This is a genomic window from Gammaproteobacteria bacterium (assembly GCA_041395725.1).
Classification (GTDB): Bacteria; Pseudomonadota; Gammaproteobacteria; order Pseudomonadales; family Pseudohongiellaceae; genus NORP240.
In genome coordinates, this window is sequence record JAWKZW010000001.1 from 3624677 (window position 1) to 3638419 (window position 13743).

Annotated in this window: 13 protein-coding genes and 3 tRNA genes; 11 read left to right on the forward strand and 5 right to left on the reverse strand. The window is 55.6% G+C overall.

Annotation, left to right across the window (positions count from 1 at the left end; all coding sequences use genetic code 11):
- The first annotated feature begins 118 nt into the window (after positions 1–118).
- The 5 genes from R3F50_15990 (at position 119) to R3F50_16010 (ending at position 3883) form a co-directional block, all read left to right on the forward strand.
- Positions 119–1888 carry a glutamine--tRNA ligase/YqeY domain fusion protein gene (locus R3F50_15990; protein MEZ5491798.1) on the forward strand — a complete coding sequence of 590 codons (1770 nt, stop codon included), beginning with the start codon at positions 119–121 and terminating at the stop codon, positions 1886–1888.
- 8 nt (positions 1889–1896) lie between these two features.
- Positions 1897–3300 carry a cysteine--tRNA ligase gene (cysS, locus tag R3F50_15995; protein MEZ5491799.1) on the forward strand — a complete coding sequence of 468 codons (1404 nt, stop codon included), beginning with the start codon at positions 1897–1899 and terminating at the stop codon, positions 3298–3300.
- A gap of 66 nt (positions 3301–3366) precedes the next feature.
- Positions 3367–3443, forward strand: a tRNA-Pro gene (locus tag R3F50_16000).
- 17 nt (positions 3444–3460) lie between these two features.
- Positions 3461–3536 (forward strand) — tRNA-His (locus R3F50_16005).
- 89 nt (positions 3537–3625) lie between these two features.
- Positions 3626–3883, forward strand: coding sequence for a hypothetical protein (locus tag R3F50_16010; GenBank protein MEZ5491800.1), 258 nt, complete (start codon positions 3626–3628; stop codon positions 3881–3883).
- Between the two features lie 38 nt (positions 3884–3921).
- Here R3F50_16010 and R3F50_16015 read toward each other — a convergent pair whose 3' ends face one another.
- A complete protein-coding gene (locus tag R3F50_16015; protein ID MEZ5491801.1) occupies positions 3922–4098 on the reverse strand; it encodes a hypothetical protein in 177 nt (58 codons plus the stop codon).
- A 1-nt stretch (position 4099) separates the two neighbouring features.
- Here R3F50_16015 and R3F50_16020 point away from each other — a divergent pair.
- A tRNA-Arg gene (locus tag R3F50_16020) sits at positions 4100–4176 on the forward strand.
- 272 nt (positions 4177–4448) lie between these two features.
- Here the strand turns inward: R3F50_16020 and R3F50_16025 are convergent.
- Entirely contained in the window at positions 4449–5309 is an 861-nt protein-coding gene (locus R3F50_16025; GenBank protein ID MEZ5491802.1) for an alpha/beta hydrolase, read from the reverse strand.
- A 1-nt stretch (position 5310) separates the two neighbouring features.
- On the reverse strand, positions 5311–5727 hold the full coding sequence (locus R3F50_16030) for a helix-turn-helix domain-containing protein (GenBank protein MEZ5491803.1): 417 nt from the start codon (positions 5725–5727) through the stop codon (positions 5311–5313).
- 210 nt (positions 5728–5937) lie between these two features.
- Between R3F50_16030 and R3F50_16035 the strand changes: the two genes are divergently transcribed.
- From R3F50_16035 to R3F50_16050, 4 genes are all read left to right on the forward strand, one after another.
- Positions 5938–6189: a hypothetical protein gene (locus R3F50_16035; protein MEZ5491804.1), complete on the forward strand. Its 252-nt coding sequence runs from the start codon at positions 5938–5940 to the stop codon at positions 6187–6189.
- A gap of 443 nt (positions 6190–6632) precedes the next feature.
- Positions 6633–6890, forward strand: coding sequence for a hypothetical protein (locus R3F50_16040; protein MEZ5491805.1), 258 nt, complete (start codon positions 6633–6635; stop codon positions 6888–6890).
- Positions 6891–7068: 178 nt separating this feature from the next.
- Positions 7069–7542: a (2Fe-2S)-binding protein gene (locus R3F50_16045; protein ID MEZ5491806.1), complete on the forward strand. Its 474-nt coding sequence runs from the start codon at positions 7069–7071 to the stop codon at positions 7540–7542.
- Positions 7542–9710: a molybdopterin cofactor-binding domain-containing protein gene (locus tag R3F50_16050; GenBank protein MEZ5491807.1), complete on the forward strand. Its 2169-nt coding sequence runs from the start codon at positions 7542–7544 to the stop codon at positions 9708–9710. Before R3F50_16045 ends, R3F50_16050 begins: the two co-directional genes overlap by 1 nt.
- A 979-nt stretch (positions 9711–10689) precedes the next feature.
- Here R3F50_16050 and R3F50_16055 read toward each other — a convergent pair.
- Positions 10690–11634: an FkbM family methyltransferase gene (locus R3F50_16055; protein ID MEZ5491808.1), complete on the reverse strand. Its 945-nt coding sequence runs from the start codon at positions 11632–11634 to the stop codon at positions 10690–10692.
- Between the two features lie 220 nt (positions 11635–11854).
- On the opposite strand from R3F50_16055, the gene R3F50_16060 reads away from it, so the two are divergent.
- Positions 11855–12691: an S-methyl-5'-thioinosine phosphorylase gene (locus tag R3F50_16060; protein MEZ5491809.1), complete on the forward strand. Its 837-nt coding sequence runs from the start codon at positions 11855–11857 to the stop codon at positions 12689–12691.
- Positions 12692–12735: 44 nt separating this feature from the next.
- Here R3F50_16060 and R3F50_16065 read toward each other — a convergent pair whose 3' ends face one another.
- A complete protein-coding gene (locus R3F50_16065; protein MEZ5491810.1) occupies positions 12736–13716 on the reverse strand; it encodes a CsiV family protein in 981 nt (326 codons plus the stop codon).
- Positions 13717–13743 lie beyond the last annotated feature (27 nt).

Genomic DNA, 13743 nt, shown 5'->3' on the forward strand with positions numbered 1-13743 from the left:
TTACGGAATCCTTCGGGCAATCGGCGGATCTGCAAAAACTGCTGATCCTGGCCTTATAGGAAGTGTGGGAAGAGGCTATAATACGTTTTTTGAACATCATGAGGAAGTACAAGTCCACATGGCTTCGTCCGAATCCGGCAACAAAACCCAAGACTCCCAGCTCCCCTCGAAAAGCCCGAAATCGCCGTCCAATTTCATCAGGCACTTGATCGAGCATGATCTTTCATCCGGCAAGTACGGAGGGAGAGTGCATACCCGTTTCCCGCCGGAGCCCAACGGCTATCTGCATATCGGGCATGCCAAGTCTATCTGTCTTAATTTTTCGCTGGCCGAAGAATACGGCGGCCACTGCAATCTGCGCTTCGATGATACGAATCCCGCCAAGGAAAGTCAGGAGTACGTGGATGCGATCAAGGAAAATATTCTCTGGCTGGGCTTTCAATGGCATGGTGAGGTGCGCTACGCCTCGAATTACTTTGAAAAGCTGTACCAGTTCGCCCTGCAGTTGATCGGGTCCGGTAAGGCCTACGTCTGCAGCCTGAGCCCACATCAGGCGCGAGAATATCGTGGGACATTGACTGAACCTGGTCGTGACAGCCCGGATCGTGATCGTGCGGTAGAGGAAAACCTGGCCCTGTTCGAGCGGATGCGACAGGGCGAGTTTACCGATGGGGAGTACAGCCTGCGGGCCAGGATCGACATGGCGTCGCCGAATATCAACATGCGGGATCCGGTTCTGTACCGGATTCGTCATGTGACACATCATCAGACCGGGGACAAATGGTGCATCTACCCCACGTATGACTACACGCACTGCCTGTCCGATGCCATCGAGGGGATAACCCACTCGCTATGCACGCTGGAGTTTGAAGACCATCGGCCTCTGTACAACTGGATTCTGCAGAATCTTGAGCTTGAGTCGATCCGCAAGGCCAGCGACCTTGCCGACACGACAGGTGAGTATGTTCTTCCCGAGCAGACCGAATTCGCCAAGCTGCGTATCGATTACACCATGGGTGGTAAACGCAACCTCAAGGACATGGTCGAGACCGGGGTTGTCAGTGGCTGGGACGATCCACGTATGAACACCCTGGCGGGCCTGCGTCGTCGCGGAGTGACAGCTGCGGCGATCCGGAATTTCTGCGAAATGGTAGGGGTTGCGCGTAGTGAAAGTGTTGTCGACCTGAGTATGTTTGAGCATTGCATCCGGGAGGATCTGGACAGAAACGCGCCGCGAGTCATGTGCGTCCTGGCACCTTTAAAGGTGACTCTGAGCAATGTGGACGAAAATCTGGAAACCATGCTCACCATGGCCAGCCATCCAAAGGATGAGGGAATGGGGAGCAGAGAAGTGCCCTTTACCAGAGAGATTTATATCGATCGAAGCGATTTTGAAGAGCAGCCCCCGCCTGGATTCAAACGTCTGACACCGGGTGGTGAGGTGCGGCTGCGTGGATCCTACGTCATCAGGTGTGATGAAGTGATAAAAAGCGAGAACGGCGAAATCACTGAGCTGGTCTGCTCGATTGATTCTGAGACGCTGGGCAGGAAGCCGGAGGGAAGGAAGGTCAAGGGTGTCATCCACTGGGTTTCGGCCAGTGCCGGTCTGCCGGTGAAGGTCAGATTGTACGAGCGGCTGTTTCTGGTCGAAAACCCCGAGGATAAATCAGTTGAGGATTACCGGGATGGACTGAATCCGGAATCACTGACCGAGCTCGAAGGGTGCATTGTGGAACCATCGGTAATTTCTGCGCAAACCGATGCCGGTTTTCAGTTCGAGAGGGAAGGGTATTTCTGCCTTGATAAACTGGATTCGTTGGGTGAGGCCCTGGTTTTTAATCGGACCATTACCCTGCGTGACTCCTGGAGTTCTGGTGGCGGAGGGTAGTGGTTTTGATGCTGAAAAACGTGGAAATCAGGATTTACAACACCCTGACTCAGCGCAAAGAGGTGCTGGAGCCTATTGATCCGGGCCGGCTGCGAATCTATGTCTGTGGTATCACTACCTATGACTACAGTCACCTGGGCCATGCCCGCATGCTGGTAGCCTTCGACGTTATCGTCCGCTACCTGCGGGCAAGGGGCTTTGAGGTGACTTACGTGCGCAATATTACCGATATCGACGACAAGATCCTGCAGCGGGCAAGGGAGAACGGGGAGCTGTTTTCCGACCTGACCGCCCGCTTCATCAAGGCCATGCATGAAGATGAACGTGCCCTGGGAATTTTGCCGCCGGATATCGAGCCTCGCGCCACAGAACATATTTCCGAAATCATTGCCATGATCGAGAAGCTCATCGAGCGAGAGAGTGCCTACCGGGCTCATAACGGAGATGTGTATTTCGACGTTGATAGCTTCGCGTCCTACGGGGCATTGTCCAAGAAAAACCCGGAAGACCTCCTGGCCGGCGCCAGGGTGGAAGTGGGGGAGTTAAAGCGTGATCCGCGTGATTTTGCCCTCTGGAAAGCATCCGGGGACGGTGAGGTCGGGTGGGACTCCCCCTGGGGTTATGGGCGCCCGGGCTGGCATATCGAGTGCTCGGCCATGTCGAACAGCTGCCTGGGGGAGCATTTTGATATTCACGGGGGAGGTTCTGACCTGATGTTCCCGCATCACGAGAATGAAATCGCCCAGTCAGAAGCCGCCAACGGTCAGAAATTTGCCAACATCTGGATGCACAACGGGCCACTGCGGGTGGATGATGAGAAGATGTCCAAGTCACTGGGCAATTTTTTCACCATCCGGGAAGTGCTGAAAAATTACGATGCGGAGGTGGTCAGGTACCTGCTGATCTCAAGTCATTACCGCAGTCCGATCAATTATTCGGAACAGAATCTCAAGCAGGCCGCCAGCTCTCTGGAGCGGTTGTATTCGGCTTTGAAAGACATCGATACCAGCAGTGTGAAGTCCCTGGTAAATGGACGCTTTGAAAAAGCCTTCTATGCCGCGATGGATGACGATTTCAATACCGCAGAAGGTATCAAGGTGCTGTTCGACATCGCCAGAGAGATCAATCGTCGCAAGGATAATGATCCAGAACAGGCCGCTCAGCTTGCGGAGTTACTGATACGCCTCGGTGATGTGCTGGGAATCCTGCAGTCGCCGCCGGCTGAGTTTCTGCAGGGCAGCGTCTCTGCGGAGGTTGACCCAGCTTATATCGATTCCCTGCTGGACCAACGACGGCAGGCCAGAGCCTCCAAAGATTGGGGCAAAGCGGACGCTATCCGGGACGAATTGAGTCGCTTGAACGTGGTGGTGGAGGACTCCGCTGACGGCAGCAGCTGGCGTATCGAGCGCTAAATCAATCATTGACTGTCCGGGGACTCATGAGTATTATCCCTGCCTCCTGAAATTGATGTACCGAATCGGGGTATAGCGCAGTCTGGTAGCGCGCTTGCTTTGGGAGCAAGATGTCGGGAGTTCAAATCTCTCTACCCCGACCAATCAATTCTTCATACTGGTGACCGTAGCTCAGTTGGTAGAGCCCCGGACTGTGACTCCGGTTGTCGCGGGTTCGACCCCCGTCGGTCACCCCATTTCTTTTCTTCCCCGTCTATCGCCTGCTTGGCACTGTCTACTTACTGCGGTTAAGATGAGTCTCTCTGTTTAAAGGAGGGGATGTAACATGCCAGTTCCTGTGGACAAGATTAGCGTAGACTCAGGTGATAAGCGGGTTCCCACGGTAGATGGAAAGCGGGTCGTTTTCACCGAGATTAACGTGGGTGAAGCAACTGACAAGCAGGAGAAGGCGGGCGGTTTGATGATGCGCCTGCGCCGCAAACTTGCCCTGTTCCTGGCCGGGATGTACACCGGCATCGGTTGCAGCGGCGTGCCCCACTCCCACCACACCTACGGTCCTGATCGAGACAATCGGCCTTTATAGTCCCAACCCGGGGACTTTCGTGTAAAATACCGCGCTGCTCAAAAGAGACCTTGGCTCATCCGGGTGAGCCGGCGGGTTTTCAAAGCGAGAGCTTTGAGTGCCGGGCGAACGCCATCGAGCTGTGCTCGGTGGCTGGAACGGGCATCGGCCGATAAAAAGACGATGCGAAGAAAGAAAGGCGGGTTTTCCGCTAACTGAGTTTTAATTTTAAACACTGCGCCCGTAGCTCAACCGGATAGAGCATCGGCCTTCTAAGCCGAGGGTTACAGGTTCAAGTCCTGTCGGGCGTACCATATCCAGTAGGCTGCATCGTTAGTTGGTGCGAGATGCATCTTTTTCTGATGTCTTCCTAATACAGTCAGATCAGCCCCCTTCGATTCGTGCGCAAAGGGGGAAATCTATAATGCTCACGCGCATCGCTGAGAAGTAACGCTACGCCTCCGCCGCGCTGTATCTCCTCGTTGAATTCTACCTGGGCTTCTCCACTACGCGCGCCATCAGGTTGGAGTCGGCACCTGTTCCGACGAATGTCATTATCCACGCCGTCGCCGCAAGTCTTTGGCTTTCATTGTGCGTCTGTTAACAGGAAGCTGAGGATCGGTTCGGTCTGATTGACAATCATGTGCCCCAGCTGTTCCTGATACGCCACATCGATCCGGCAGTCCAGTTGCGCCAGGCGCTCCCTGGTGTCGGTGAAATCGAAGAAGGCATCCTGTCCGCCGGCGATCAACAGTGTCGGAGCGGTGATTGCCCGCAGAGCGTCATCACTGAACCGCTTGAAACGGACCACTCGGGGTCTGAAGTGCTTTTGAATCAACGACTGATAATCCAGGTATTTCTGTAAGCCCTGCTCAGTTGGCTGGTGGTCCGCCCCTGTTACCAGTGACCGCAGACGGCGTTTTCCCCAGGAACCTAGCAATAATAAGAACATGGCTTTGAAAACGAGACTGTGTTTCTGTCTGCCGATACCGGCCGGACACATCACCACCATGCGCTCGACCCGTCCCGGCCTGCGGCTGGCATAATCCAGCGCCAGCCAGCCGCCCAGTGAGATTCCCACGAGACTGGCCGACGTTAGTCCCAGCGTGTCGAGCAGGTCATCCAGCCATTCGGCATAGGCGTCGCTGTGAAGATCGGGGCGCGATTCGGCACTGCACCCGGGCTCGCCTATGATATCGATGGCGAACAGTTGAAAGTGTTGTTGCCAGCGTGCCGCGTCGTTCATCCAGATCAGCGAATTGCTCATGGAACCGTGTAGCAGAACCAATGCCGGTTTGTGTTGGTCACCGCAGCGGAGAACCGCTGTCTTTCCCTGTCGGGTCTCAATGGCGAGGCGTTCAAAGGGCCCGGGCCAGGCACGCAGAAATTCCTCGTAGCGTGACAGGATCAGTTCCCGGCCTTGCGGAGAGCGGTAAATTGGTTTCATATCAGGGTTCCCTGGTCAGGCGATCGATCATCTGCAGCACAGTCACGGTGGCATCCAGGCTGCCTATGACGATCAGTTTGAGGCGATTGCGTTCCGTATCGAACAGGGTTTCCACGCGCAACGGCGCATCATCCCGATGTCCTTGCGCTGCCGTCATCAGCAGGTTGGCCAGTCGGCTGGCCGCTTCGTTACCGATCCCGTCCAACTCCACAATGCTGGAAACTTCCGCCCGTGGTGTCAGCTTGGTGGGACTGGCGTCGAGGGACCTGCCCAGGAACGCCTCAAGATCCTTACGTGCGATCCGGTATTGCTTGCCGATCCGGGTGCTACGCAGTCTGCCGTCCTTCACGTAACCGCGTACTGTTTTGACGTGCAGATCCAGCAGATCGGCAACCTGTTGCGTGGTATAGAGGGTCATAGTCGTCTTTTCCTGTCTCGAATACTCCGTATAATTACCTATAAAACTCTATAAATCAATAAAAATAGAAATAATAAGGAATAATAGGGATTAATGGAGAATAATAAGGAATGTCCGGGTCCCTCCCGGGACTAAAATCGGGCCTCAACAGGTCCTGGTGTCAGACTGTTTGCACGCTGACAACGGGCGAGCAACAGTAAACACCGGGCAATGATCACATCAGCAGGGAAGGGCAAGGGCAGCAAGAAAAAGCTGGCAGCAACCGACCTGGATGAAAGGCCGCCAGCCGAGCGCCACGCTGCCATAACCGGTTTTTGTTCCTGCAAAAACGGCATACATGCCACTCCTGGCAATAATCTGGGCCCAGCGAGTGAAGCGGGTGATCGAAATCGACATCGAAACCTGCGAGAAGTGCCTGGATCCGGCAAGGATAACTGCCTGCCTGGAAGACCCGGTGGGTGATCCGACATATTCTGGAACATAGGGTAAAGAAGGCACCTGTCACCCCAGGCACAGCCGCCGCAGATCAGGTTGTTTGATGGGGCCTGACTTACCAGCAAGAGGCAACGGAAAATTAAAGTCTGCCAAGGGGTGGGATAAGCGTGGTTGAAAGCGCCAGCTTTCGGCGCAACTGAATGCCCCCAATCTGTGATTGGGGGCTGGAGCGTTTGCCGGGGTGTTTGCGGCCTGGTAGCAACCTCAGCCAGTGACGAAAGGGAATTGGTAGGGAATTGGCGAGCGAAAGCTATCGGATTCCTCAGAAATCTGGCTGCTACACAGGTTTCACCGCTCACGAAACTGGAAACAATCAAGGATCGGGGATAGCCTTAATGCGTCCTGATAAGCAGATGCCTTAATGAACGTCCGGACCGGCAGGTGAGAAATATCACCTGGCGGTATCCCTGGTGGGAGCCTGGCGGGAGACGCTTGGTGATCTGCATAACCTGTATGGCGTTACCAACGTTGTCAGCGTGAAGGACAGCGTGAAGGACAGCGAGGAGGGTGGCTTCGAATTTGCCCGGAAATTCCGGAGCGACAGTATCTTCGGTGTACTGAGCTACGTGGAGTATCCCCCCAGAACTAGCTGGAGTAATTTCGTCCCACCGCTGAGAAAACGGTACTGCCGGGCCGGATTTCAGCCGCTCTGCCAAAATCAGTGGTAGATCCCTCTTCCGCCAGCCTCAACGGGTACGCCTGTTTCGAGCGTTAGGAGCCCCGGGTTCTCTGTGATATTCATGAAACCTTTCAATGATTTTGCTATATTCGCAGGCCAATCCAGAGAAGTCAGCAAAGCAGGGATTTCAACAAGCAGTTTTCATTTTTGTTTGCTCAGGAGTGTTCATGTCTTATTCACTAAACGTTAACGGTCAGACCTACCAGGTCGACGTCGATGGCGATACCCCGCTGCTGTGGGTGGTTCGCGATCACCTGGGGTTGACCGGCACCAAGTTCGGGTGCGGAATGGCGCAGTGCGGTGCCTGTACCGTGCATATTGACGGGGAAGCCTCGCGCAGCTGCGTGTTACCGGTTTCCGCCGCCGCCGGCCGACAGATCACTACCATCGAGGGTCTCAGCAGCCCTGCGGCGCGAGCGGTGCAGGATGCCTGGGTCGAGGTTCAGGCGCCACAATGCGGTTATTGCCAGTCAGGGCAGATCATGTCGGCAGCGGCCCTGCTCGAGCAGAACCCTAATCCCACCGAAGAACAGATTGAGTCGGCCATGTCCGGCAATATCTGTCGTTGTGGAACTTATTCCCGTATCAAGGCCGGCATCAGGCGGGCTGCCGGGGCGATCAATGCCGGGGAGGTGGCGTAATGGGTAAATTTCAGAAAACTCTGCAACCCCATGCACCGGCCAGGCGACAGTTTCTCAAGCTGGCGGGACTGGGCGGCGCCGGGCTGGTGATCGGCCTGCACCTCGAGCCACGAGCCGCGCTGGCCCAGCAGTCCGGGGCGGCCGAACTGACCTACAATGCCTTCGTCAGCGTCACTTCCGATAACCAGGTCAAGGTGTTGATCAAGCATCTTGAGATGGGGCAGGGAATCTATACCGGGCTGGCAACCTGTGTCGCCGAGGAAATGGATGCGGACTGGGCTCAGATTGTCTGCGAACACGCTCCGGCAGACACTGAAAAATACGCCAATCTTGGTATGGGACTGCAGGCCACCGGTGGCAGCACCGGCATGGCCAACAGTTACCAGCAGATGCGTGAAGCGGGTGCCGCGGCCCGTGCCCTGCTGGTGGCGGCAGCGGCGCAGCGCTGGAGTGTGCCGGTTGCCGATATCAGTGTGAGCGCCGGCGTAGTGCGCCACGGACCGCATTCAGCGACCTTTGGTGAGCTGGCCGCTGCGGCGGCCGCTCAGACGGCTCCCCCGGTCGATTCGCTGGTTTTGAAGAGCCCGACCGAATTCATCTATATCGGTAACCCCGATCTGCCGCGCAAGGATATCGGCAAGAACCGGGGCACAGCGCTTTACACCCAGGACGTGCAGTTGCCGGGTATGCTGACCGCGGTAGTCGCACACTCACCCAGATTCGGCGGCAAAGTTCGAAGCTTCGATGCCTCTGCCGCGCTGGCGGTACAGGGTGTTCAGGCGGTTTTTGAAATTGATTCCGGCGTTGCGGTGGTAGCACGGGATTACTGGACGGCCAGCAAGGGGCGGGAAGCTCTGACTATTGAATGGGACGACAGTAACGCGGAAATGCGCGGCAGCAAGGAGTTGCGGGAGCAATATGCATCCTTGCTTGAAACTTCGGGAACGGTGGCAGAGCAGGAAGGCAATGCCGATGCGATACTGGCAGCGGCCGGTGACTACCTGGAGGCCAGTTTTGAGTTTCCCTATCTCTCTCATGCCCCCATGGAACCCATGAATTGCGTCGCACAGATAAACGGCAACAGTGCCGAACTCTGGTATGGATGCCAGTTTCAGACCATCGACCAGATGGTGGTCGCCGAAATGATCGGCGGCCGGCCGGAGGATGTGGTGATCCACACACTGTTTGCCGGTGGTGGTTTCGGACGGCGGGCCAACCCGTTTTCCGATTACATCGTGGAAACGGTCAATATCGCCAGGCAGCACCCGGGCGTGCCCGTGAAGCTGGTGTGGTCCCGCGAGGACGATATCCGCGGCGGTTTTTACCGCCCGGCATTCATGCATAAGCTGACCGCCGCACTCGGTCCAGACGGAAAACCGCAGGCCTTCAAGGCCAGACTGGCAGGGCAGTCGATCATGGAAGGAACGCCGCTGGCGGAGATGTCCGTTGTGGAAGGAGTCGACGTGTCGTCGGTGGAAGGGCTCGTCGAGCTTGCCTATCATGTGCCGCACAGACTGGTTGAGTTGCACTCACCGAAGGTTGGTGTGCCGGTGCAGTGGTGGCGATCGGTGGGCAATACCCATACTGCATTCAGCAAGGAGGTGTTTATTGACCTGCTGGCCCGCAAAGCAGGCGTCGACCCGGTCGATTACCGGCTGGCTCTGTTGCAGCACAACCCCAAGGAAACCGCGGTGCTCAAACTGGCGGCGGAAAAGGCCGGCTGGGGCAGGGCAGTTCCTGCCAACACCGGCAGGGGGGTGGCAGTGCATTCTTCGTTCGGGTCCAGCGTGGCAGAAATTGTTGACGTGTCGGTGTCCGGTGAGCGATTCAAGGTGGATCGCGTTGTGGCAGTTATCGACTGCGGCACCGTGGTCAACCCGGATATTGTCAGAGCCCAGGTGGAAGGCGCTGTCGCGCTGGGCCTGTCGGCGGCGCTGGGCGACGAGTTGACCCTGACTGACGGTCTGGTGGACCAGAGCAATTTCCATGACTATCAGGTCTTGAGAATGGGTGAGATGCCGGAGGTGGAGGTTTATTTTATCGACTCAGACCTGCCACCGACCGGGGTTGGCGAACCGGGGACGCCGCCCATTGCGCCAGCCGTTGCCAATGCCCTGGCTGCTGCAACGGGCAAGACCTATACCCGATTGCCGCTTAAGAGCGTTTAACCGCCCGCAGGGGACACTGATTATTTAACAACTAAACGCACTGACATCATTCAAGGCAGGCTGGCGAATCAAAATCGAGCAATGCGGCAGGCTCTGCAATATTGCTCTATGGGGGTATGCCAAGGACCGGACGACTTCATAGATCTGGGATGTCACCATTTTGCCGGTCGAGGCCTGAAGGCGCGGTATGTCTTTTAACATCGCATCGATAAGCAGGATATCCTTAGTCGTTTCGTAAAGTATTTACAGTAGATCGGAAGCCAATGTCGCGCATTGGCTTTGCTGTCAAACTACTACCATTTCCTCGTGCGGGTTGGGATCCAACCACTCAGTTTGCAACTATACAAAATGAACTGGCTTATCGGAATCAGGTGGACGCTCTTCATTACCTCGTTGCAGCGCAACCTGACCCGGTAATTGCATTCAGGGAGCCTCTGACTAAGTATGACCACTGGAATAGGCCTCTGGTGCAGAGAATCAGCAGCAGGAAGTGGGTCAGCTATTCATTCTGAGAACAGCAAAAGGCGGATCAATCGAGCGCGCAAATCAGCACAACCGGCCTTCTAAGCCGAGGGTTACAGGTTCAAATTCTCTCGGCGTACCACTTCCTCTGAGGCGTACCACTTCCTCTGAAAAGAACGGGTTGACAGCCGCGCGACCCGACTCTCAAGTGATCCAGCTTTATTATCCAGATTCTGATGTAGATCAATACGGCCCGGGCCTGCCCCCGTAGACTCTGTACCCGTAGTATCACTCCTCGTGCTACAAATCACTCTACGGACATCTTGAGTGATCAATGCCCAGGTCAAAGTTGCAGGCTTAGAGGTGAAGTGAAGTACGATCTGCTCAGGCCGTAATTCATCTTGCCTCGTGACCTGGGCATTATTTTATCTGCTTGATTTCCCCGAAATAGCTTAAGCATCTCTGTTTAATTGCCAGTTCATTGCAGCAATTAATCCGAGGTTCGTTACTCTCTCATTCAGGCCTGCTGACTGTTGCTTGTTGGCAATCGTTCCAGCTGTTCTGCCGGACAGGCGATAATGTCGTCCTGGCCTTTCTGAAAGCGAAAATCGAATGGTATCAGCTGATATTCGCCACTTTGCCTCGCTCTGGCATCCTTGCGGCGGGCTTTGCTGCCATCGGCCTTTCTCACGTCGAAAGTGAAAAACCGGTAATCCGGCGGAAACAGTGCCTCGAGTTCCTGCAGGGACTGAATAGACAGATCGGCTCCGTAGGTGATCTCGCAGACGACGACGGGGCGCTGGCTTCCCAGGGTAAGCTGCAATCCGGCCAAGACTGATTTTTCGAATCCTTCCACATCAATCTTGATCAGGTCTACGGATTCAATCGCATGGGCCTGGAAAAAATCATCACCACGCTCCAGGGCCAATTCGCCAATACTCTTATTGCCTTTTTGTGTGGTACCGGCGTCGAAGGAGCCAATTCCCTCGTTACGCCCGGTTGGCGCATAAAAGGGCAGTCTCTGGGGCTGGTCACTCAACCCCACTGCGTGGACCTGCAGGTTGGTCAGGTTATTAAGCGCGATCTGTCGCTGCAGTTTTTCACGCACTTTATCGTAGGGTTCGAAGGCGTGAACCTGTTCGGCGAGCAGTGACATGAACAGTGCGTGCTGGCCGATATTGGCGCCGATATCGCAGAACACCGTCGGTGGTTTGTGAATAGCGGCCAGACAGTCCCGCAGGAAAAACAGCAATGGCTTCTCGAAGGCGCCGTAATAGAACACGCTGAAGTCGATGGTATTGCGCAGATTGCCGGCATAGCGAAGCCCGAAAAAGTCCTTTTCGAACGGTGCGTCCGGGGCTTCGTCACCCGAGCAGATTATTTTGTAGACAGAGCGTCCGTATTCGGGCTTGAACCAGGGCTGATTCCAGAGAAACTTGCAGAGAGAAGTGGCAAGGCGCATCGTCTTGGTGTTCTTTTTTAGCGGTAACGGAGGGTGATTATAGCCGGTTACTGTTATTAAAGAATCCCGTGCGAACAAACCCCTTCAGCCTCACCTTGGTGAGCGAGGTCTAGTGAAGTCCGGCTTGATTGCACTGGGTCAAGCTCACTGCTGATTGCAATTGCCATTGTGCCGTGGCTGGTTTATGTTGCGGCTGACAGTGGGCTCCGGCAGCCTGTTTGTGCAATCGCTTCCGGGGTCGGCAGCTGGTTCCATCAGGGAATTCAAGAGGGATAACGTTTTGCTGGCAGTAATAGGTGGTTCGGGTTTATCCCGGTTAGACAGTTTGACAAGTGTCAGTTCGGCAACCTACCGGACACCTTTTGCGGATAGCGAGGTGGAGATCCTGAATGGGTTTCTGGAAGGGTACCCGGTTGCCTTTCTGCCCCGCCATGGCGCGCAACATCACCTCCCACCTCACCGGATCAACTACCGGGCCAATCTCTGGGCCCTGAAAGAACACGGGGTGAATGATATAGTCGCTGTAAATGCCGTGGGCGGGATCAATCCCCAGTTGTCACCAGGTACGCTGGCCATTCCCGATCAGTTGATTGACTACACGTACGGGCGTGACCACACCTTTTACGAGGAAAACCTGGAAGAGGTCGTGCACATTGATTTCACGCATCCGTACAGCAAGCGTCTGCGGCATCTGCTGGTTATTGCCGTGGAGCAGGAACAACTTGAGATGGATGAAGACGAGAACAAATTGCCTTTGACCCGCGGAGTCTATGGCTGCGTGCAGGGGCCTAGACTTGAAACCGCCGCGGAGATCAACCGCCTGCGCCGGGACGGTTGCGACATGGTAGGCATGACAGGTATGCCGGAGGCGGCACTGGCCCGTGAGCTGGGGCTGCAGTATGCCTGCCTGGCACTCTCCGTAAACCGGGCCGCTGGGCTTGAGGAAATGCCTATTACCATGGAGGCTATTAACAATACCTTGTCCAGGGGCATTATCGAGGTCAAAAATATATTGCAGGTGTTTGTGCGACTGTACCGGGAACGCACGGAAATTTGAGATCGGGTCGGACCTCAGATTTCAACTTCCAAACCGGTCAGGGGTTACTGATCCACACTCTGAGGAGGGTCGGCTGCCAGCGGGGCCGGCAGGGATAGGGGCGGAGGCAGATCATAAGGTTGCACGCTGATCACCAGGCCCAGCGCTGGATGATCCAGATAGTGAAACTCGTTACTGCGCATATCCCGACTCTGGCGCATTTGAATTATGCGGCTGATGCCGAATGCATTAATCCCGTTTGCAGTTTCAGTTGCCGGTCTGCCTGGTGGGGCGGGTGGTAACTGCCAGCGGCTGTCACCAGTTCCAGGTGCGGTAAATTCAGTCAGCCATAGATCAGTATCGATCACCACGCGGTCTTCATTCTGATTAAAGCGGATGGTGAGGTTACCCTCCAGTTCAAAATGTTCACCGTATTGCCGACCGCCGCGAACAATCAGCGCTGTTGCGCTGCCAGTTCCCACCACCGGTTGTCGCCAGAGGCCGGTGAACAGCAGGCGATTGTTGGCGGAGCTTTCCAGCCTGGCATTGGTGGTCTGGAAATTGCTGAGCTCGCGCGGCAGCAGAAGGTAGGGGTCCCGTTCGAAGTCTGGCAGCCGCAGATCGGCAGCTGGCCGGTGCGGGAAAGGGCCCGTTTCGGGAGGGAGTGATTCTGTTCCGGGCTCAGCAATGCCTTCTATCAGTTCGGTGCTGAATTCCTCACTGCCGGTTATGCCAAGCACCCGCTGCTCAAAATTCTCAACCTGAAAGAAATTCGCCAGTCTTGCAAATTCCCGGCTGCGTTGTGGGTAGCTAAGATTCAGACTCGCCGGCGACCACAGTTCGGCGTTGCGGTACTCCGGGTATTCATTGGAAAAAATGCTGATTTCCACCTGAAACCAGCGAAAGCCGTCATAGGAGGCGGCCAGGGTGGCGGACCCCGATAGCGCCAGAACCGCCGGTAAAAGCAGGCTGATCAGTGGTAATCGCTGACAGATTTTAACCATCACGACCCGGAATAATGACTTTGAATTACTGGCTTCTGGCATGTCGGCAAATCATTGTGATGGAGGTGT

Bases quoted from the DNA above. Each gene is read 5' to 3' on its own strand.
- R3F50_15990 (MEZ5491798.1), top strand. From the start codon at position 119: ATGGCTTCGTCCGAATCCGGCAACAAAACCCAAGACTCCCAGCTCCCC.
- cysS (MEZ5491799.1), top strand. From the start codon at position 1,897: ATGCTGAAAAACGTGGAAATCAGGATTTACAACACCCTGACTCAGCGC.
- R3F50_16010 (MEZ5491800.1), top strand. From the start codon at position 3,626: ATGCCAGTTCCTGTGGACAAGATTAGCGTAGACTCAGGTGATAAGCGG.
- R3F50_16025 (MEZ5491802.1), bottom strand. From the start codon at position 5,309: ATGAAACCAATTTACCGCTCTCCGCAAGGCCGGGAACTGATCCTGTCA.
- R3F50_16030 (MEZ5491803.1), bottom strand. From the start codon at position 5,727: ATGACCCTCTATACCACGCAACAGGTTGCCGATCTGCTGGATCTGCAC.
- R3F50_16035 (MEZ5491804.1), top strand. From the start codon at position 5,938: ATGATCACATCAGCAGGGAAGGGCAAGGGCAGCAAGAAAAAGCTGGCA.
- R3F50_16045 (MEZ5491806.1), top strand. From the start codon at position 7,069: ATGTCTTATTCACTAAACGTTAACGGTCAGACCTACCAGGTCGACGTC.
- R3F50_16050 (MEZ5491807.1), top strand. From the start codon at position 7,542: ATGGGTAAATTTCAGAAAACTCTGCAACCCCATGCACCGGCCAGGCGA.
- R3F50_16055 (MEZ5491808.1), bottom strand. From the start codon at position 11,634: ATGCGCCTTGCCACTTCTCTCTGCAAGTTTCTCTGGAATCAGCCCTGG.
- R3F50_16065 (MEZ5491810.1), bottom strand. From the start codon at position 13,716: ATGCCAGAAGCCAGTAATTCAAAGTCATTATTCCGGGTCGTGATGGTT.